The organism is Pseudomonas carassii, from assembly GCF_036324045.1.
Classification (GTDB): domain Bacteria; phylum Pseudomonadota; class Gammaproteobacteria; order Pseudomonadales; family Pseudomonadaceae; genus Aquipseudomonas; species Aquipseudomonas peradeniyensis.
In genome coordinates, this window is the sequence record NZ_JAZDCT010000031.1 from 53,779 (window position 1) to 73,796 (window position 20,018).

The following is a 20,018-nucleotide window of genomic DNA, read 5'->3' on the forward strand; positions in this document are numbered from 1 at the left end:
GGTCGTTGCCACTGTCTACCCAGCGGGCGAGATGGCCGTCTACACTCGAATCAGTCCCCCTGATCGAGAGGCCGCTATGCCCATAATGCCGGCCTTCCTGTTGCTGCTCCTGCTCGCCTGGAACACAACGGCCGGCGCCCTGACCCTGACCGACGAGGAACAAGCCTGGCTCAGCGCCCACCCGCAGCTGCGCCTGGGCGTCGATGCTTCATGGCCGCCGTTCGAATTTCGCGACCAGGAAGGTCGCTACCAGGGATTGGCCGCCGATTACATCGCCCTGATCCAGGAACGCCTGGGGATCACCCTCAAGCCGATCGAGCCCAGCAGCTGGACCGAAGTGCTCGCACAGGCACGCAGCAACCGCCTCGACCTGCTCCCCGGGATCATGTCCACCCCGGAGCGCCAGAACTACCTAGCCTTCACCCGTCCCTACCTGGACTTCCCGATCGTCATCCTTGCCCACTCCGGCGGCGCGCAACCGCGCAATCTCAAGGACCTCTACGGCCTGAAGATCGCCGTGGTGGAAAACTACGCGCCCCACGAACTGCTGCGTACCCACCACCCCGACCTCAACCTGGTGGCCATGCCCAACGTCAGCTCGACCCTGCAGGCCCTGGCCACCGACGAGGTGGACGCGGTGGTCGGCGACCTCGCCTCGAGTATCTGGAGCCTGCGCCAGCTCAAGCTGGACGGCCTGTACGTCAGCGGCGAAACGCCCTACCGCTACCAGCTGGCCATGGCCGTGCCCCGGCAGCAGAAGGTACTGGTCGGCATCCTCGACAAGGTAATGGCCGACATGAGCAGCAGCGAAGTCAGCCGCATCCAGCAACGCTGGGTGGGCAACGTCGTCGACCAGCGGACCTTCTGGCACGATGTCCTGCTCTATGGCCTGCCGGCGGTGCTGGTGCTGATGGCCATCCTGGCGGTGGTGATCCGCATCAACCGGCGCCTGAGCTCGGAGATTTCCCGGCGCATCGCCCTGGAGCAGGAACTGCGCAGCAGCGAGTACCACTATCGCGGCCTGATCGAGAGCCTGTCGGCGGTGGCCTGGGAAGCCGATGCCAACGACTTCAGCTACAGCTATGTCTCGCCCCATGCCGAAGACCTGCTCGGCTACCCCACGGGGGAATGGCTCAAGCCCGGCTTCTGGCGCAGCATCCTGCACCCGGAGGACGCCCTCTGGGCGCAGGCTTACTGCGACAGCGAGACAGCGGCCGGGCGCGACCACAGCCTCGACTACCGGGTGATCCGCGCCGACGGCCATACCCTGTGGGTGCGCAACATCGTCAGCATGATCGAGCACGGCCACAAGCCGCTGATGCGTGGGCTGATGATCGACATCAGCGAAACCAAGCACACCGAGGATGCCCTGCGCCTGTCGGAGCAGAAGTTCGCCTCGGTGTTCCAGCAATGCCCGGACATCCTGGTCATTGCCCGGCACAGCGACGGCTGCCTGCTGGAGGTCAACGAAGCCTTTGAAGAACTGATCGGCCTCAATCCTGCGCAAGTCATCGGCCGCACCGCTACCGAACTCGGCCTATGGGGTGTGGCCGGCACCGGCCCGGCGCTGCTCGAACGCCTGCACCGGGGCGGCATCCGCAACCTGGAAATGACCTTCCGCCGTAGCAACGGCGAACTGTTCACCGGCCTGACCTCGGCCGAAACCTTCGAACTGGACAACATGCCGGCACTGGTGGTGGCGATCCGCGACATCAGCCAACTCAAGGAAACCCAACAGCAGCTGCAAACCTCCGAGGAGAAGTTCGCCAAGGCCTTCCACGCCTCCCCCGACGGCCTGCTGCTGTCGCGCCAGAGCGACGGCCTGCTGCTGGAAGTCAACGAAGGCTTCTGCCGCCTGACCGGCTACGACATCAGCACCACGGTCGACCAGACCTCGCTGGACCTGGGCATCTGGGTCGACCTCAATGAGCGCCAGCGCCTGGTCGATCAACTGCAGCGCGACGGTTTCGTGCGCGATTTCAGCTGCCATATCCGCCGCAGCGACGGGCAGATCCGTCTCTGCGAGCTGTCCGCCCGGCCACTGCCGATCGGCGGCGTCGACTGCATGCTGACCATCGCCCGCGACATCACCGAGCGCCACCTGATGCAGGAAAAGCTGCAGCTGGCCGCCACGGTGTTCGAGAACACCGCCGAGGGCGTGCTGATCACCGACACCGACCAGCGCATCAGCGCGGTCAACCGCGCCTTCAGCGAGATCACCGGCTACAGCGAGATCGAAGCCCTCGGCCAGACCCCGCGCCTGCTCGCCTCCGGCCAGCACGACAGCGCCTTCTACGCCGCCATGTGGCACCAGCTGACCGCCGAGGGTCACTGGCAGGGCGAGATCTTCAACAAGCGCAAGAACGGCGAGCTGTACCCCGGCTGGCTGACCATCAGCGCCGTGCGCAACCACGAGCGCGAGATCACCCACTTCGTCGCCGTGTTCGCCGACATCTCCAGCCTCAAGCACGCCCAGGCCAAGCTCGACTACCAGGCCCATCACGACCCGCTCACCGGCCTGCCCAACCGCGCCCTGTTCGAGAGCCGCCTGCAGGGCGCGCTGACCTGCGCCCAGGTGTCCAACCGCCAGGGCGCGGTGCTGTTCCTCGACCTCGACCGCTTCAAGCACATCAACGACAGCCTCGGCCACCCGGTGGGCGACCTGCTGCTCAAGGGCATCGCCCAGCGCCTCAAGGAGCAGGTGCGCGACGTCGACACCGTGGCCCGCCTGGGTGGCGACGAATTCATCATCCTCCTGCCCGGCCTGCACAAGCCCAGCGATGCCAGCGCCATCGCCAACAAGCTGCTGGCCGGCTTCCACGCACCGTTCCAGGCCGGCGAGCACGAGTTCTTCACCAGTGCCAGCATCGGCATCAGCCTGTATCCGCAGGACGGCACCGATGTCGCCAGCCTGATCCGCAACGCCGATGCCGCGATGTACCGCTCCAAGGCCAAGGGCCGCAACCGCGTCGAGGCCTACACCCGCGAGCTCACCACCCAAGCCAGCGAACGCATCGCCCTGGAGCACGAGCTGCGCCGCGCCATCGAGCGCAACGAGCTGAGCCTGTGCTACCAGCCCAAGTTCAGCCTCAAGACCCAGAGCCTGGTCGGTGCCGAGGCGCTGGTCCGCTGGACCCACCCGACCTTCGGCGAGGTCCCGCCCGAGCAGTTCATCCACCTGGCCGAGGAGAATGGAACCATCCTGCAGCTCGGCGACTGGGTGCTGGAGCAGGCCTGCCGACAGATGCACGCCTGGAAGAAGGCCTACCACGCCTTCGGCCCGCTCTCGATCAACCTGGCCGGCGCCCAGCTGCGCCAGCCCAGCCTGGCCCGGCGCATCGAGCAGTTGCTGCGCAGCTACCAGCTCAAGGCCGGCGACCTGCAGCTGGAGATCACCGAGAACTTCATCATGAGCCAGGCCGAGGAAGCGCTGAGCGTGCTGCACCAGCTCAAGCTGCTGGGCGTGCAGTTGGCCATCGACGACTTCGGCACCGGGTACTCCTCGCTCAGCTACCTCAAGCGCCTGCCGCTGGACATCCTCAAGATCGACCAGTCGTTCATCCGCGGCCTGCCCGACGATCCCCACGACGCCGCCATCGCCCGCGCCATCATCGCCCTGGGCCGCAGCATGCAGCTGACGATCATTGCCGAAGGCGTGGAAAACCAGGCGCAACAGCGCTTCCTGGCCGCCGAAGGCTGCGAGCAGATCCAGGGCTACATCGTCAGCCTGCCACTGCCGCCGGAGGAGTTCGCGGCGACCTTTCTTCGCATAGCACAAACGGATCTTTCGGATGGCACGCTATCGAAACCCTCGTTATAATCCTGCGCACCTGCTGAGGGCCTATAGCTCAGTCGGTTAGAGCAGAGGACTCATAATCCTTTGGTCCACGGTTCGAGTCCGTGTGGGCCCACCAAACAGAAAGCCGCGCGATGCGCGGCTTTTGTGTTTTTGGCGGGATCGCCTCAGATACGGAATGCTCATTTGCAACTCGTAAACCCAAGTGCAAGCCGGGTCCTTTCCTCATCCGTTTTTGTGGGACCGGCATCGCCTACGCCGCCCGGCCTGACTTTTGCTCGACGACTATTCGCACACAATCTACTCGTCAGCCGGCTCGAAGCGCTCGCCACGAAACACCCGACGTGGATTGCCACGCTCGATGCGGTGATGGAACAACCGCCGCTCCGCGCGCAGTTCGCTGTCGACCTGCTCTGCCTGCTGCGCCAGGCGTTGACCGATGAGCAGCAGCGCCAAGCGTTTGTTGGCGTGCTGGCTACGCTCGCTCTGTACCTTGACGCTGACGCCGCTGGCCAGGTGCGTGGCGCGCACTGCCGAGTCGGTGGTGTTGACATGCTGACCACCCGGCCCGGACGAACGCAAGGTCTCGAAGCGGATCTCGCTCGCCAATTCCGGTGCCGGTGGCGCAAACCGTGCGCCCCCAAAGAACCAGTTCTTGCGCGCATGCCCCGGCCGGTACGGACTGCTGCACGTCCATTGCAGCGAGCCCGTCCAGTGATCCGCCAGGCGCTCGGCCTGCTCGCCATCCAGTGCCAGCAACACCGAGCGCAAGGTACCGCGCCGCGGCCCCGGCTCTTCTTCGAGTATCCGTACCGCCACGGCCTGGGCATCCGCTTCGGCCTGCAGCCTGAGCAATGCCTTGGCCACTGCCAGGGCACATTCTTCCGGCCCCTGAGCCGCCGAGAGTTGCAGTAGGATCATCAGCAGCACCCTCCGCGCGTCTTGTAGGTGAGCACCGGTTTCAGTCGTGCCAGCACGCGAACCAACCCCGCTTCACGCAAGGCCCCCACTACCGAGTCGATAGCCTTGTAGGCCTCCGGCGCTTCCTCGTAGATCAGCGCCCGGTCGGCGCAGATCACGCGGCTGCCTAGTGCCGTACGACTCAGTTGCTCGACGCTGTAGCGCGAGGCGAGGCGGTCCTTGCACTCGCTGCGCATCCATTTGCGTCCGGCGCCATGGGCCAGGGACAACAGGCTGCGCTCGTCGGCGATCGGCTGTACCAAGTAGCTGTAGTCACCGCGCGAACCAGGGATCACCACCGCCCCCTGATCCGACGGTGTGGCGCCTTTGCGATGCAGCCAACCATCGAGCCCGTCGACCTGCGCTGGCGACACCAGGTTGTGGTTGATGTCGAGCAGTACATCGCCATCGGCACGCAAGCGGTCGAGCATGCGCCGGGCAATCAACTGACGGTTGGCTTCGGCAAAACGCAGCGCGCCGTCGTGCCGGCCCAGGTAATGAGCGCTGGCCTCGCTGCCCGCCTCCAGTCCGTGATGACCGAACAGGTCGACCTGCTCACGCAAGATCGCCTCGCCCAAACCACGCGAGCCGCTGTGCACCAGCAACAGCAGGTGTTTGCGCTCGATACCCAAGGCTGCCAGGGCCGCATCGTCGTAGCTTTCATCGAGCTGCTGCAGCTCGGCGAAGTGGTTACCACCACCAATGGTGCCTAGAGAACGCTCGTGCCCCGTGGCAGGCAAACCGAAGCTGGCGACGGCCTCCTGCCACGTCTCGTCGAGCGGCAGGTCGAGGTTGCCAAGGCGTTTCTCCAGCTTGTCCAGATGCAGCTTGGCGGTCGGGATGTCCGTGCGCCACAGCGCCATGCCACAGCCGATGTCATTGCCGACCAGCGCCGGGTACAAACGCCCCACGGAAAAGAATGCCGCGCCGACCGGATAGCCACGCCCCGGATGCAGGTCCGGCATGCCGGCCACCCGATGCATGCCCCCTAGGCGAGCGGTGGTTTCGAGTTGTTGGATCGCTTTTCCTTCGATCCAGGTGTCGTCCGCGGCGACCAATACGGCGCCGCCGGACAAATTGCGAATGCAAGTGCCCATAGTCCAATCCTGATGGGTTGAAACAAAAAGATGTTCGGATTGGCAGGCCAGAGGCCGGGCGTTGCGGTACCGCTAACGAGTAGCGGCGAATGCGTTCAAGCCAGGCGCGACCTGCAAAGGGTGATCAACTGTTGCATGATGTACCTCCTTTGCTGTCGGGTGAGAGAAGGCGGGCATCTTAGGTGTGTAATTGCCACCTTGCAACGACCTTGATCACATTTTTACCAGGAGAACAACGTCATGGCCGAAAAACCTGACCGCTCCGCGGTACAAAAAATATACTGCCGGTACAGAGCACAACTTCCACCCATTTCGCCAAATTACGCTAAACACCAGTAACCACCCACGGTTCGAGTCCGTGTGGGCCCACCACCTTCAAAGCCGCGCACTGCGCGGCTTTCGTGTTTTTGTCAGCCCTACCCCGCCCCTGCGAGCCCTTCATGCCAACCGGAACCGCCGCCCCTCCTCGACAACACTTATAAATAACTTATAATCCAACCTTGGGAGCAAGGTGGAATGGGCATGAGCACGATCAGCTGGTCACGCAAGGCAGTCAAACAGCTCAGGAAGGTCAACAAGGCCGATCAGCCGAAGATCTACGATGCCACCCAGGCACTGGCCCACATGCCGAACGTCCAGAACGTCAAGACACTGGTCAATCATCAGTATGGCTACAGGCTGCGGGTCGGAAACTACCGCATCCTTTTCGACTGGGACGGCGGCGTGAAGATCGTAAACATCGAAGAGGTCAAGAAGCGCGATGAGCACACCTACTAACGTACAGATCATCAACGGGGCGGATGGCCGGCCAGCCTTCGTCGTGCTCCCTTACGCCGACTACATCGCCAGCCGCCCGAAGGATGACCTGGTACCCAATGCAGTCGTGGGCTACATGGTCAAAGACGGTTTGACCCCCATTGGCGCGTGGCGCAAGCACCTGGATCTCACCCAGGCTCAAGTGGCAGAGCGCCTGGGTATTTCCCAGTCGGCCTATGCCCAGCAGGAATCGGCCGAACGGCCACGCAAGGCTACCCGCGAGAAGATCGCCGCGGCGCTTGGTATTCCGTTGCAGTCCCTGGATTTATAGCTCGGGTCGCTCTGACCAGCGGCAAAGTGCCTTTAGCACACCCGTTCTATTTCGCCGTTACTGCCGCGTTTCTAGAATCCCTCCATCGCTTCGGCACCGGGTCGGAGCCCAGTGATCGAGGGAACGTCACATGAACATCCAAGGAACGCTTGGGGCCCTGCTCGTTGTACCGATGCTGGCCACGCTCGCAGGTTGCGTGGCACCGGGCTCCTACAACCAGGGCCAGCAGCCCAGCCAGATGGCCGGCGGCAACGCCCCGTGCACGCCCAGTGCGACCGACAACCTGATCTCCACCGGCCGCAGCCTGCTCAGCATCGCCAACTCCGTGCTCGAAACCAAGAACAGCATGAATGGCACCTCGGCCACCTATGACCAACGCATGCAGCTTGCGGAGAACGCGCAGAAGGTCAACAAAGGCAACCAGATGCTCGACAACGTCGAGAGCATGACTGCTGGCCTGAAGTCGCCTTGCGCCACGGCTCAGACCAGTGCGTCACGTTGATCAAATCCGATCAGGGCTGCGCAGCAGCCCCGGTCGTGACAGATTCTCGGCAATTCAAGCCGACGTCAGCACCTTGCAGCCACGCCGCGAAATCTCGATCCTCGCGTAACTTGCCTCACCGAGCCCGCTGATCCGATCAAGGCAGGCGGCAGGATCGTGCAGCGGCAGTTCCAGCAACTGTCGGGTATCGCGCTCCCACCAGCGCGATGCCAGCAGGCGCTCGATCATCGCTTCCGGGTATCGAAAACGCACGACCTTGGCCGGAAAGCCCGCCACCACGGCGTAGGGCGGTACGTCCCGGGTGACCAGGGCGCGGGTGGCAATGATCGCGCCCGTGCCCACCTCGACGCCTTCCATGATCATCGCGCCCTCGCCGATCCACACGTCGTGGCCGATCCGCGCCGGTGTGCTCGGCGGCTCGTATTGCCACTGGGTGCCGGTGAACTGGAAAGGGTGCGAACTCAGCCAATCGGTGGGGTGAGCGTATTTTTCCTGGCCGATGACCACCGCGCTGCCAATGGAGCAGTAACGCCCGATCGATTCGACCACCTGCAGCGAACCGCCGCTGCGGATATAGGTATGAGCCCCGATCGAGACGTCGAGGGTGGCGGCGCTGACCGCCACATCGCCAATGCGCACTTCGGCCTCGAGCGCCAGCTTTGCCCGCTTGCCGAACTTGGAAATGCCTGTGCTCACCTTGCAACCGTGTTGGCGAATCCATCGCCGCCAGTACCAGTCCTTGAACTTCATGGGTCAATCACTCCTGCCATGGTCCAGGCTGCCCGATGGCAGCGGCCTGCCATCGTACCGTCTTGTCGGCGCAATGCCAGCCCCGGACGCCTCTGTGTGCCTTGCGCGAAGCGGTCGCGCTTGCATAGGCTAGCAGCTCGACAAAAGAGACCTACCATGCCGGCCACCTCCTCCATCGCCCTTGACGCCATCGATCGCCAGTTGATCGCGCTGCTGCAGATCAATGCCCGCGAAAGTGTCGCCACCCTCGCCCGCCAGCTGGGCATCGCCCGCACCACGGTGAACTCGCGGCTCGAGCGCCTGGAGCGCAACAAGGTGATCACCGGTTATGGCGTGCGCCTGGGGCAGCGCCTGATCGGCGGCGGCCTGCAGGCGTACGTGGGGATCAAGGCGCAGCCGCGCTCGGGCAAGGACATCGTGCGCCACCTCAGCGCCATGGGGCAGGTCCAGCAACTGTGCGCGGTCAGTGGCGAATTCGACTACGTGGCCTGGCTGCTCAGCGACTCGCCGGAGCAACTGGACCAGTTGCTCGACCAGATCGGCAGCCTCGACGGGGTGGAGAAGACCACCACGTCGATCATCCTCAGCAGCAAAGTGGACCGCGGCCAGCCGGGCTGACCGCGGCGCCCGGCCCTCAGGCCTCCATCGCGTCGAGCAGCCCTTCCAGCAGCGCACGCACCGTTTCCGCCGAATGCAGGATCGACCAGATCATCGCCCGCCCCGCCTCGGGGGCATGGTGCTGGGCGTAGTCGTCGGCGATTTCCTGGATGGCCCGGGCCAGCATGCTGGCGTGGACCAGGGCGTCGGCGGCATCGACGCCGGGGCGTACGGTGAAGATGGGGGGATGACTGGACTGGCAGGAGCAGAAGGACTGCTCGGTGGTCGGGTTCAGGGCGAGGGGTGGATCGGGGACGATCTTTTTCATGGGTATTGCCTCCATTACCGGCTCAAGGAGGCCACCACGCAACCTTCTCACGGGAATGGGTGGCAGCCATGCGCGGGGTGAGAACCGGCGAAGTTGGAGGCTACATTCCGGCCAGGCAGAACCTGCCCGCGCACAGCTGCCATGACAGCATGCCTCCAATTTGATCGCCGGGTTCTCACGCCCGATCACCGAATAGGCGGTGACCGGCTGAAGTTAACCGCGAAGGGTTCCCCCAAACTGCCAGACCGAGGCTACATGGCTCGTAGGATACTTCCTGTTATTACTTGTCTCTGTAGGACCAAGCTGATTCTCGTCAGAAAGACGCGGTCGCTATAGGGGCGCGCAGGAAACAAAGTTGCAAGCATCACCAGCGTGGGAGCGGCGGTGCGCCGATGCGATTTGCCCCGCGATGCGGTGTGTAGCACCGGCTCCGCCGGTGATCGCGGGTCAAGCCCGCTCCCACGAAAGGTGCAGCTTACACCGAGGAACAATCGTCATTTTTTGCAAAATACATAACACTATGACTAAACAAAGCACATAACGACGCCACTCTGCACCTTAATAACGAACACCCCACTTCATAAAATGGCCACCAGGCATTCTCTATACTCAGGCTCCGCCCCCTGCGCAGCCCCTGGCAAGGTCATTACATGAACAAGAAAAACCGCCACCCCGCCGACGGCAAGAAACCCATCACCATCTTCGGTCCCGACTTCCCGTTCGCCTTCGACGACTGGCTGGAGCACCCGGCCGGCCTGGGCAGCATTCCCAAGGAGCGCCATGGCGAAGAGGTGGCGATCGTCGGTGGCGGCATCGCCGGACTGGTGGCGGCCTACGAGCTGATGAAGCTGGGCCTCAAGCCCGTGGTGTACGAGGCTTCCAAGCTGGGTGGGCGGCTGCGCTCGCAGGCGTTCAACGGCACCGACGGCATCGTCGCCGAACTGGGCGGCATGCGCTTCCCGGTGTCGTCCACGGCGTTCTACCACTACGTCGACAAGCTGGGCCTGGAGACCAAGCCCTTCCCCAACCCGCTGACCCCGGCTTCGGGCAGCACGGTCATCGACCTGGAAGGCCAGACCTACTACGCCGAGAAATCCGCCGACCTGCCACAGCTGTTCCACGAAGTGGCCGACGCCTGGGCCGACGCCCTGGAGAGCGGCGCGCAGTTCGGCGATATCCAGCAGGCCATTCGCGACCGCGACGTGCCGCGCCTCAAGGACCTGTGGAACAAGCTGGTACCGCTGTGGGACGACCGCACCTTCTATGATTTCGTCGCCACCTCGCGCTCGTTCGCCAAGCTGAGCTTCCAGCACCGCGAAGTGTTCGGCCAGGTCGGCTTCGGCACCGGCGGCTGGGACTCGGACTTCCCCAACTCGATGCTGGAAATCTTCCGCGTGGTGATGACCAACTGCGACGATCACCAGCACCTGGTGGTCGGCGGCGTCGAGCAGGTGCCGCAGGGCATCTGGCGCCATGTGCCGGAACGTTGCGCCCACTGGCCGGCCGGCACCAGCCTCAGCGGCCTGCACGGCGGCGCGCCGCGTACCGGGGTCAAGCGCATCGCCCGGGCCAGCGATGGTCGCCTGGCGGTCACCGACAACTACGGTGACGTGCGCCACTATGCGGCAGTGCTCACCACCTGCCAGAGCTGGCTGCTGACCACCCAGATCGACTGCGAGGAATCGCTGTTCTCGCAAAAAATGTGGATGGCCCTGGACCGCACCCGCTACATGCAGTCGTCGAAGACCTTCGTCATGGTCGACCGGCCGTTCTGGAAGGACAAGGACCCGGAGACCGGCCGCGACCTGATGAGCATGACCCTCACCGATCGCCTGACCCGCGGCACCTACCTGTTCGACAACGGCGACGACAAGCCAGGGGTGATCTGCCTGTCCTACGCATGGATGAGCGACGCCCTGAAGATGCTGCCGCACCCGACCGAAAAGCGCGTGCAACTGGCCCTCGACGCGCTGAAGAAGATCTACCCCAAGACCGATATCGCCGGGCATATCATCGGCGACCCGATCACCATCTCGTGGGAGGCCGACCCGCACTTCCTCGGCGCCTTCAAGGGCGCGCTGCCAGGCCACTACCGCTACAACCAGCGCATGTACGCGCACTTCATGCAGCAGGACATGCCCGCCGAACAGCGCGGCATCTTCATCGCCGGTGACGACGTGTCGTGGACCCCGGCCTGGGTGGAAGGCGCGGTGCAGACTTCGCTCAATGCCGTGTGGGGTATCATGAACCACTTCGGTGGCCAGACCCACCCGGACAACCCCGGCCCGGGCGATGTGTTCCACGAGATCGGCCCGATCGCCCTGGCTGACTGAGCGTAGGAGTAGCCTCATGCGCATCGCCCTGTTCCAGGGCACGCCCAAGCCGTTGGACGTGCCCGGCAATCTCGAGCGCCTGCAGCACCAGGCCCAGCAGGCCGCCGCTCAAGGCGCGCAGTTGCTGGTTTGCCCGGAGATGTTCCTCAGCGGCTACAACATCGGCCTGGACCAGGTGGAACGCCTGGCCGAGGCCGAGGACGGTCCCTCGGCCATGAGCGTCGTCGAGATCGCCCAGGCGCACCGGATCGCCATCGTCTACGGCTATCCGGAACGGGCCGAGGACGGGTCGATCCACAACAGCGTGCAACTGATCGACGCCCATGGCCGCAGCCTGTGCAACTACCGCAAGACCCACCTGTTCGGCGAGCTGGACCGCTCGATGTTCAGCCCGGGCGCCGATCACTTCCCGGTGGTCGAGCTGGACGGCTGGAAGGTCGGGCTGCTGATCTGCTACGACATCGAATTCCCGGAGAACGCCCGGCGCCTGGCGCTGAACGGTGCCGAGCTGATCCTGGTGCCGACGGCGAACATGGCGCCCTACGACTTCGTTTGCCAGGTGACCGTGCGCTCGCGGGCGCAGGAGAACCAGTGTTACCTGGTGTACGCCAACTACTGCGGCAGCGAGGGCGAGATCCGGTATTGCGGGCAGAGCAGCATCGTCGGGCCGGATGGCGATGTGCTGGCGATGGGCGGGGACGAAGAGGGGCTGTTGCTGGCGGACCTGCAACGCGAGCGGGTATTGAAAGGGCGGGAGGCGTTTCCCTACCTGGCTGACCTGCGTCGGGATCTGCATTAACAGTCGGCCCTTTCAAAGTGTTGTTAATTGGTGCTCGGCTTAGATTTGCCGGGGTCGCTTTGCGACCCTTTCCGGCCGGTCCGACGCCTCGGCAAGGCCGCTCCTACAGGGAGCGAGGTCACCTGTAGGAGCGGCCTTGTGCCGCGAAAAGGCCAGAACAGACAACCTCGGCATTGCGCGCTAGCATGGCGTCATGTCCGACGCCATTCGCCACCTCACCCTCGCCAACGGCCTGCACCTGACCCTGCGCCACGCGCCACGCCTCAAGCGCGCGGCGGCGGCGCTGCGAGTGCATGCCGGCAGCCACGACGCACCGCCGTGCTGGCCGGGCCTGGCGCACTTTCTCGAACACCTGTTCTTCCTTGGTAACAGGCGTTTTCCGCTGGACGACGGCCTGATGCGCTACGTCCAGGGCCTGGGTGGCCAGGTCAACGCCAGCACCCGCGAACGCACCACCGACTTCTTCTTCGAAGTGCCCCCCGTGGCGCTGGCCGGTGGGCTGGAGCGTCTGTGCCAGATGCTCGCCGAGCCGGACTTCGCCATCGAACGCCAGCGCCGCGAGCGCGAGGTGATCCATGCCGAGTTCATCGCCTGGTCACGCAACCCCGAGGCCCAGCGCCAGTTCGCCCTGTTGCAGTCGGTGTCGGCACGCCATCCGCTGAGCGGCTTTCACGCCGGCAACCGGCACAGCCTGCCGCTGGAAAGCCAGGCCTTCCAGCAAGGACTGAGGCAGTTCCACCACGACTTCTACCAGGGCGGGCAACTCACCCTGAGCCTGGCCGGCCCGCAGTCGCTGGATGAACTGGCGCACCTGGGCAGGCAGTTCGGTGGCCTTTTCGCAAACGGCGCACGCGTCGCCCGGGTACAGCCACCCGCCTTGCTCGGCGCACCATTGCGCCAACCAGACGCCTGGGGCAACCGCCATGACCTACTGTTCGCCCATGACGGACTGCCGGATGGCGCGGAGCAGGCGCTCGAGCTGCTGCTGGCCCAGCTCACCGACAGCCGGCCCGGCGGTTGGCTGGATGCCTTGCGTCGGCGCGGCTGGCTGCAGGGCTGCAAGGCGCGACAACTCCACGCCCATGCTGGACAGTTGCTCTGGCATGTCCAGCTGCAGCTGTCGGACCAGGCCTGCCTGGACAAGACCCGGGAGTTGCTGCACGGCTGGCTGGGTTTTCTGCGGCAACAGGACCACAAACAGCTGAACGACCGCTTCACCCGCCTGCAACAACGCCATGAACAGGCCGCCAGCGCACTGGAACTGGCCCAGCGCGACAGTGCCGGCCGCCCTTTCGTAGGACTAGGGACACAAGGCCTGGACGCCCTCACTGCACTGCTGTGGGACCTGCCTTCCTCGGCTGGCGGAGACTGGCAATTGCCTCCCGATGAAGCGCTGCTGGCAACCGAACTACCCGCGACCAGCACGCCGCTGCCAGCAGGACTTGGTATCGGCGACTGCCTGCCGCCCTCTCGCCAGCTTGCGACCCTCGACCTGCGCTGGCACATTCCCTCGCCGCTGCGTCAGCGCATGCAGATCGTTCTGCAACACAGCCTGCAACCCCTGCGCGAGCGTGCCGGTCAGGCGGCGCTGCAACTAGGCTTCGAGGCCATTGGCGAATACTGGCAGTTGCGCCTCGCGGGGCATCCGCTGGCCGTGATCAATGCCACTCAGGAAGCCCTGACCTTGCTGCGCGCGCCAGCCCGGGAGCATTGGCACTCGCCAGCGGCAGCCGAACCGCCGCTGATTCCGATCCGTGCCCTTCTGAAGGCACTGCCGGACGCCTTGCTGACGGGTGAAGAGCAACCGCAGCCGGCCTGCACCCTGGACCAGTCGCAGCTCGACGCACTCTGGCAGCAGGCACGCTGGCAGGGATTGGCGCAAGGGTTCACCCCCGCCCAACAGGGCGCCCTGGGCACGGCACTGCAAGGCCTCATGGGACAACCGATCGCCCCCTCGCCAGCGCGCCCGATCCTCGGACGCCACTGGCGGCAGATTCCGACCTCGGGCAGCGAGCCCGCGCTGTTGCTGTTCTGTCCGTTGCCAGCTGATCTGCAGGCCGCCGGTCGACTGCTCGCCCACGTGTTGCAAGGCCCGTGCTATCAGCGCCTGCGCGTCGAGCTGCAGCTGGGTTACGCCGTGTTCAGCGCCTTTCGTCAGATCGAAGGCTACGGCGGGCTACTGTTCGGCGTGCAATCGCCGCACACCAGCCACGCACAGATCCTGGGCCATCTGCTGGACCTGCTGCACCAGGGCGTCGCGCTGGCCACAGCGGCGCGAGCGCAGCTGGCCGATCAGTTCGACGAGAGAGCGATGACCAACGTTGATGTCACGCAATGGGCCTGGCAGGCACATATCGCGACACACAATGCCGACCTGTCACGCATGCGAAGGTCTATCCTCAATGTCGAACAAGGCCAACTGGACGTATTGCTTCAGCAGTTGCTCGATGCCAGCCACGGTTGGCTGTGCCTGGCCAACACCACTGCCCCGGACGCCGAATGGCTATGAAAAAAGGCGGGATTGTTACCGTAAATGCAATGGCGCTTTTCGAAGAATTAACCTTTCGGTACAAATTTTTCTTGTAAGATAGCGCAATCTCGGCCAATGGAACCTCTCTCTGCGGAGAGTACCCAATAGTGAGCCGACCACCCCAAACCCCATCCGGAAGGAGCAAGCCCATGTGGACCAAACCTGCATACACTGACCTGCGTATCGGCTTCGAAGTGACCATGTACTTCGCCAACCGCTAAGCGGCTGCGCGGTTCGACGCCCCGGCCCGCCGGGGCGTTTGCGTTTTTCCGATACGGCTTTCGGGCTAACCTTTCCGGCTAGAGAGTACCCATGTACATCCAGATCCTCGGTTCCGCCGCCGGTGGCGGGTTCCCTCAGTGGAACTGCAACTGTGCCAACTGCAAGGGCTACCGTGACGGTACCCTGCGCGCCACGGCGCGCACCCAGTCGTCCATCGCCCTGTCCGACGACGGCGAGCACTGGATCCTGTGCAATGCCTCGCCGGACATCCGCGCCCAGCTCCAGGCTTTCGCGCCGATGCAGCCGGCCCGCGCCCTGCGCGACACCGGTATCGACGCCATCGTCCTGCTCGACAGCCAGATCGACCACACCACCGGCCTACTCAGCCTGCGCGAGGGCTGCCCGCACCAGGTGTGGTGCACCGACATGGTCCACCAGGACCTGACCACCGGCTTTCCGCTGTTCAACATGCTCAGCCACTGGAACGGCGGCCTGGTGTGGAACCGCATCGAGCTCGAAGGCAGCTTCGTCATCGACGCCTGCCCGAACCTGCGCTTCACCCCCTTCCCCCTGCGCAGCGCCGCGCCGCCCTATTCCCCGCACCGCTTCGACCCGCACCCGGGCGACAACCTCGGGCTGCTGGTGGAGGACACCCGCACCGGCGGCAAGCTGTTCTACGCGCCGGGCCTGGGCCAGGTCGACGCCAAGCTGCTGGAGATGATGCACGGCGCCGACTGCCTGCTGGTCGACGGCACCCTGTGGGAGGATGATGAGATGCAGCGCCGCGGCGTCGGCACCCGCACCGGCCGCGAGATGGGCCATCTGGCGCAGAACGGTGCAGGCGGCATGCTCGAGGTGCTGGATGGCTTCCCGCGCCAGCGCAAGGTGCTTATCCACATCAACAACACCAACCCGATCCTCGACGAAGACTCGCCGGAACGCGCCGAAGTGCAGCGCCGGGGCGTGGAAGTCGCCTTCGATGGCATGAGCATCGAGTTGTAAGGAGGCCCTGTGAGCGACGCAACGCCGATGTCCCCCGCCGAATTCGAGCAGGCCCTGCGCGCCAAGGGCGCCTACTACCACATCCACCACCCCTACCATGTGGCGATGTATGAAGGCCGCGCCAGCCGCGAGCAGATCCAGGGCTGGGTGGCCAACCGCTTTTACTACCAGGTCAATATCCCGATGAAGGATGCCGCGATCCTGGCTAACTGCCCGGACCGCGAAGTGCGCCGCGAGTGGATCCAGCGCCTGCTCGACCACGATGGTGCGCCCGGCGAGGACGGCGGCATCGAGGCCTGGTTGCGCCTCGGCCAGGCCGTGGGCCTGGACCCCGACCAGCTGCGCAGCCAGGAGCTGGTGCTGCCCGGCGTGCGCTTCGCGGTCGACGCCTACGTCAACTTCGCCCGCCGCGCCAGCTGGCAGGAAGCCGCCAGCAGCTCGCTGACCGAACTGTTCGCCCCGCAGATCCACCAGTCGCGCCTGGACAGCTGGCCGCAGCACTATCCGTGGATCGACCCGACCGGCTACGAATACTTCCGCACCCGCCTGGGCCAGGCCCGGCGCGATGTGGAGCACGGCCTGGCGATCACCCTGCAGCACTACACCACCCGCGAGGGGCAGGAACGCATGCTGGAGATCCTGCAGTTCAAACTGGATATCCTGTGGAGCATGCTCGACGCCATGAGCATGGCCTATGAACTGAACCGCCCGCCCTATCACAGCGTCACCCGCGAGCGGGTCTGGCACAAGGGGATCGCCCTATGAGTTTCGACCGTCAACAGGTGCCCGCCTGGCGCCCCGGCTACCGTTTCCAGTACGAGCCGGCGCAGAAGGGCCATGTGCTGCTGTACCCCGAAGGGATGATCAAGCTCAACGACAGCGCTGGTCTGATCGGTGGACTTATCGATGGCCAGCGCGATGTCGCGGCGATCATCGCCGAACTCGAGCGGCAGTTCCCCGGTGTGCCCGAAGTCGCCGACGACATCGAGCAATTCATGGAGGTGGCCCGTGCCGAACACTGGATCACCCTCGCCTGAGGTACCGGTGGGCCTGCCGCTGTGGCTGCTGGCCGAACTCACCTACCGCTGCCCGCTGCAGTGCCCGTACTGCTCCAACCCGCTGGACTTCGCCGAACAGGGCAAGGAGCTGAGCACCGAGCAATGGTTCAAGGTGATGGCCGAAGCCCGCGAGATGGGCGCCGCGCAAATCGGTTTTTCTGGCGGTGAGCCATTGGTACGCCAGGACCTCGCCGAACTGATCGGCGAAGCCAGGCGCCTGGGCTACTACACCAACCTGATCACCTCCGGCATCGGCCTGACCGAGCAGAAGATCGCCGCGTTCAAGCAGGCCGGGCTGGACCATATCCAGATCAGCTTCCAAGCCAGTGACGAGCAGGTCAACAACCTGCTGGCCGGCTCGAAGAAAGCCTTCGCGCAGAAGCTGGAGATGGCCCGGGCAGTGAAGGCCCATGGCTACCCGATGGTGCTCAACTTCGTCACCCACCGGCACAATATCGACAAGATCGACCGCATCATCGAGCTGTGCCTGGCCCTGGAGGCCGACTTCGTAGAACTTGCCACCTGCCAGTTCTACGGCTGGGCGCACCTCAACCGCCTGGGCCTGCTGCCGACCCGCGCCCAGCTGGAGCGGGCCGAGCGCATCACCAACGAGTACCGGGACAAGCTCAAGGCCGAAGGCAAGCCGTGCAAGCTGATCTTCGTTACCCCGGACTACTACGAAGAGCGCCCCAAGGCCTGCATGAACGGCTGGGGCAGCCTGTTCCTGACCATCACGCCGGATGGCACCGCGTTGCCCTGCCATGGCGCGCGCCAACTGCCGGTGCAGTTCCCCAATGTACGCGACCACGACCTGCGGCATATCTGGTACGACTCATTCGGTTTCAACCGCTTCCGTGGCTATGACTGGATGCCCGAGCCGTGCCGCTCGTGCGACGAGAAGGAAAAGGACTTCGGCGGCTGCCGTTGCCAGGCCTTCATGCTCACCGGCGACGCCAGCAAGGCGGACCCGGTGTGCGGCAAGTCGCCGGACCATGGCATCATCCTCAAGGCCCGTGAGGAGGCCGAACACGCAACGCTGGAGATCGAACAGATGACCTTCCGCAACGAGCGCAATTCCCATGTCATCGCCCGTGGCTGAGTTCAGCGCCGCCCAGGCGGTGGCCGCCGGCACCGACTACGCCGAGCTGAAGGTCGGCGCGCAAGGGGTGTTCTGGAACGAGTTCCGCCCCGCCGATGGCGCCTGCCGGGTCTGGCACTGGCGCGATCAGCAGGCCCGCTGCCTGACCCCGGACGGGTTCAGTGTGCGCAGCCGGGTCTATGAATACGGTGGCGGCAGCTTCTGCCTGGGCGCGGACGGGCTGGTATTCGTCAACGAAAAGGACCAGCAGGTCTACCTGCAGGCCCTGGATGACAGCCCACCGCGCCCGCTCACCCACGCCGACGACTGCCGCTATGGCGATGTGCAGTGGCAGGCCGGCAAGGTACTGGCCGTCGAAGAGCAGCATGGCCAACAGGTCGTGCATCGCCTGGTGAGCCTCTCGCCGGGGCATCGACAAATCCTGGCCGAAGGAGCCGACTTCTACGCCTCCCCCACGCTGAGCCTAGACGCAAAGCGCCTGGCCTGGATCGAATGGGACCGACCTGCCCAACCTTGGACCGTCACTCGACTGATGTGCCGGGAGCGCGAACCTTCTGGCGCCTGGGGCCCGGCACGCTGCATCGCTGGGCAGGACGAATCGCTGCAACAGCCTCGCTTCGATGAACAAGGCCGCTTGTATTGCCTGTCCGACCGCGACGGTTTCTGGCAGCCCTGGGGCGAACTCGACGGCCACTGGCAACGCCTGCCCGCCGCGCCCGCCGACCATGCCGCCGCCCCCTGGCAACTGGGCGCCAGCACCTGGCTGGCCCTTGGCCCCGCCAGCTACCTGGCCAGCTGGTTCGAGGACGGCTTCGGGCAATTGGGGCTGCGCCGCGCCGATGGCGAGGTGGAGCGTTACGCCAGTGCGTACACGCGTTTTCGCAGCCTGGCGCTGGATGACGGACAGCTCTACGCCGTAGCCGCTTCACCGATCAGCCCGCCGGCGGTGATCGCCATCGACCGGCGCAGCCACGAAGTCCAGGTGCTGGCAGGTGGCGCCGAGGTGCTCCCCGCCGAGGACATCAGCCTCCCACAGCCGATTCGTTACACCAGTGGCGAAGGCTCCGCCCACGGGTTCTTCTACCCCGCCATGCAAGGCACGGGCGGGCCATCGCCGCTGGTGGTGTTCATTCACGGCGGTCCGACTTCAGCCTGCTACCCGGTGCTCGACCCGCGCATCCAGTACTGGACCCAGCGCGGCTTTGCCGTCGCCGACCTCAACTACCGGGGCAGCAGCGGCTATGGTCGCGCCTACCGCCAGGCACTGCACCTGAACTGGGGAGCGAGTGATGTGGAAGATGCCTGCGCGGCAGTCGCCCACCTTGCCGGCCAGGGCCTGATTGCCCCTGACCAAGCCTTCATCCGTGGCGGCAGCGCCGGCGGTTACACCACCCTGTGCGCCTTGGCCTTCCGGGACGTCTTCCGCGGCGGCGCCAGCCTGTACGGCGTCAGCGACCCCGAAGCGCTGGGCCGGGCCACCCACAAGTTCGAAGGCGACTACCTGGACTGGCTGATCGGCGACCCCCGGCGCGATGCCGAGCGTTATCGCCAGCGCACGCCCCTGCTGCACGCCGGGCAGATCAAGGTGCCGGTGATCTTCTTCCAGGGTGAGCTGGACGCGGTGGTGGTGCCGGAGCAGACCCGCAGCATGCTTGAAGCGCTCAAGGCCAATGGCATCGAGGCCGAGGGGCATTTCTACGCGGGCGAGCGGCATGGTTTTCGCCAGGCGGCGAACCTGGCGCATGCGCTCGAGGAAGAGTGGAAGTTCTATTGCAGGTTGCTTGGTAAGGCCCCTTCAAACCATACGCAATCCCTGTAGGAGCGGCCTTGTGTCGCGAAAGGGCTGCAAAGCAGCCCC

Annotated in this window: 18 protein-coding genes and 1 tRNA gene; 15 read left to right on the top strand and 4 right to left on the bottom strand. The window is 64.9% G+C overall.

Annotation, left to right across the window (positions count from 1 at the left end; all coding sequences use genetic code 11):
* The first annotated feature begins 76 nt into the window (after positions 1 to 76).
* Both V0R62_RS20670 and V0R62_RS20675 read left to right on the top strand, forming a co-directional pair.
* Positions 77 to 3,820 carry an EAL domain-containing protein gene (locus V0R62_RS20670; protein ID WP_330105015.1) on the top strand — a complete coding sequence of 1,248 codons (3,744 nt, stop codon included), beginning with the start codon at positions 77 to 79 and terminating at the stop codon, positions 3,818 to 3,820.
* A gap of 17 nt (positions 3,821 to 3,837) precedes the next feature.
* A tRNA-Ile gene (locus V0R62_RS20675) sits at positions 3,838 to 3,914 on the top strand.
* Positions 3,915 to 4,096: 182 nt separating this feature from the next.
* On the opposite strand, the gene prfH is transcribed toward V0R62_RS20675, so the two are convergent.
* Positions 4,097 to 4,717 (bottom strand): peptide chain release factor H, encoded by a 621-nt coding sequence (gene prfH, locus V0R62_RS20680; protein WP_330105016.1) that lies wholly within the window; start codon positions 4,715 to 4,717, stop codon positions 4,097 to 4,099.
* Entirely contained in the window at positions 4,717 to 5,853 is a 1,137-nt protein-coding gene (locus V0R62_RS20685) for an RNA ligase RtcB family protein (protein WP_330105017.1), read from the bottom strand. Before V0R62_RS20685 ends, prfH begins: the two co-directional genes overlap by 1 nt.
* A 522-nt stretch (positions 5,854 to 6,375) precedes the next feature.
* On the opposite strand from V0R62_RS20685, the gene V0R62_RS20690 reads away from it, so the two are divergent.
* The 3 genes from V0R62_RS20690 to V0R62_RS20700 all read left to right on the top strand — a co-directional run bounded on the left by V0R62_RS20690 (position 6,376) and on the right by V0R62_RS20700 (position 7,442).
* The gene (locus V0R62_RS20690; RefSeq protein ID WP_186712673.1) at positions 6,376 to 6,630 is read left to right on the top strand and encodes a type II toxin-antitoxin system RelE family toxin; all 255 of its coding nucleotides are present in this window, start codon (positions 6,376 to 6,378) and stop codon (positions 6,628 to 6,630) included.
* The gene (locus tag V0R62_RS20695) at positions 6,614 to 6,940 is read left to right on the top strand and encodes a helix-turn-helix domain-containing protein (RefSeq protein WP_186712672.1); all 327 of its coding nucleotides are present in this window, start codon (positions 6,614 to 6,616) and stop codon (positions 6,938 to 6,940) included. The genes V0R62_RS20690 and V0R62_RS20695 overlap by 17 nt, the downstream gene beginning before the upstream one ends.
* Positions 6,941 to 7,070: 130 nt before the next feature.
* Entirely contained in the window at positions 7,071 to 7,442 is a 372-nt protein-coding gene (locus V0R62_RS20700) for a hypothetical protein (protein ID WP_046857393.1), read from the top strand.
* A 54-nt stretch (positions 7,443 to 7,496) separates the two neighbouring features.
* On the opposite strand, the gene V0R62_RS20705 is transcribed toward V0R62_RS20700, so the two are convergent.
* Positions 7,497 to 8,192, bottom strand: a complete 696-nt coding sequence (locus V0R62_RS20705; protein WP_182322252.1) for a CatB-related O-acetyltransferase — start codon at positions 8,190 to 8,192, stop codon at positions 7,497 to 7,499.
* Positions 8,193 to 8,348: 156 nt separating this feature from the next.
* Here V0R62_RS20705 and V0R62_RS20710 point away from each other — a divergent pair, with 156 nt between their 5' ends.
* Entirely contained in the window at positions 8,349 to 8,810 is a 462-nt protein-coding gene (locus tag V0R62_RS20710) for an Lrp/AsnC family transcriptional regulator (RefSeq protein WP_330105018.1), read from the top strand.
* Positions 8,811 to 8,826: 16 nt separating this feature from the next.
* Here the strand turns inward: V0R62_RS20710 and V0R62_RS20715 are convergent, their stop codons facing one another.
* On the bottom strand, positions 8,827 to 9,117 hold the full coding sequence (locus V0R62_RS20715; protein WP_028689051.1) for a DUF3077 domain-containing protein: 291 nt from the start codon (positions 9,115 to 9,117) through the stop codon (positions 8,827 to 8,829).
* Between the two features lie 650 nt (positions 9,118 to 9,767).
* Between V0R62_RS20715 and V0R62_RS20720 the strand changes: the two genes are divergently transcribed.
* The 9 genes from V0R62_RS20720 to V0R62_RS20760 all read left to right on the top strand — a co-directional run bounded on the left by V0R62_RS20720 (position 9,768) and on the right by V0R62_RS20760 (position 19,979).
* Positions 9,768 to 11,450 carry a flavin monoamine oxidase family protein gene (locus tag V0R62_RS20720; RefSeq protein WP_050703494.1) on the top strand — a complete coding sequence of 561 codons (1,683 nt, stop codon included), beginning with the start codon at positions 9,768 to 9,770 and terminating at the stop codon, positions 11,448 to 11,450.
* A gap of 16 nt (positions 11,451 to 11,466) precedes the next feature.
* Positions 11,467 to 12,249: a carbon-nitrogen hydrolase family protein gene (locus V0R62_RS20725; protein WP_330105019.1), complete on the top strand. Its 783-nt coding sequence runs from the start codon at positions 11,467 to 11,469 to the stop codon at positions 12,247 to 12,249.
* A gap of 193 nt (positions 12,250 to 12,442) precedes the next feature.
* Complete coding sequence (gene pqqF, locus V0R62_RS20730) at positions 12,443 to 14,758, top strand: pyrroloquinoline quinone biosynthesis protein PqqF (RefSeq protein ID WP_330105020.1); 2,316 nt, start codon at positions 12,443 to 12,445, stop codon at positions 14,756 to 14,758.
* A gap of 170 nt (positions 14,759 to 14,928) precedes the next feature.
* The gene (gene pqqA / locus V0R62_RS20735; RefSeq protein ID WP_003243383.1) at positions 14,929 to 15,000 is read left to right on the top strand and encodes a pyrroloquinoline quinone precursor peptide PqqA; all 72 of its coding nucleotides are present in this window, start codon (positions 14,929 to 14,931) and stop codon (positions 14,998 to 15,000) included.
* A gap of 91 nt (positions 15,001 to 15,091) precedes the next feature.
* A complete protein-coding gene (gene pqqB, locus V0R62_RS20740; RefSeq protein ID WP_186731698.1) occupies positions 15,092 to 16,003 on the top strand; it encodes a pyrroloquinoline quinone biosynthesis protein PqqB in 912 nt (303 codons plus the stop codon).
* 27 nt (positions 16,004 to 16,030) lie between these two features.
* Positions 16,031 to 16,768, top strand: a complete 738-nt coding sequence (gene pqqC, locus V0R62_RS20745) for a pyrroloquinoline-quinone synthase PqqC (RefSeq protein WP_330105022.1) — start codon at positions 16,031 to 16,033, stop codon at positions 16,766 to 16,768.
* Positions 16,765 to 17,040: a pyrroloquinoline quinone biosynthesis peptide chaperone PqqD gene (gene pqqD / locus V0R62_RS20750; RefSeq protein WP_050703489.1), complete on the top strand. Its 276-nt coding sequence runs from the start codon at positions 16,765 to 16,767 to the stop codon at positions 17,038 to 17,040. The genes pqqC and pqqD overlap by 4 nt, the downstream gene beginning before the upstream one ends.
* A complete protein-coding gene (pqqE, locus tag V0R62_RS20755) occupies positions 17,012 to 18,160 on the top strand; it encodes a pyrroloquinoline quinone biosynthesis protein PqqE (RefSeq protein ID WP_050703488.1) in 1,149 nt (382 codons plus the stop codon). The genes pqqD and pqqE overlap by 29 nt, the downstream gene beginning before the upstream one ends.
* Positions 18,141 to 19,979: an alpha/beta hydrolase family protein gene (locus V0R62_RS20760; RefSeq protein ID WP_330105021.1), complete on the top strand. Its 1,839-nt coding sequence runs from the start codon at positions 18,141 to 18,143 to the stop codon at positions 19,977 to 19,979. Before pqqE ends, V0R62_RS20760 begins: the two co-directional genes overlap by 20 nt.
* The last annotated feature ends 39 nt before the right edge of the window (positions 19,980 to 20,018 follow it).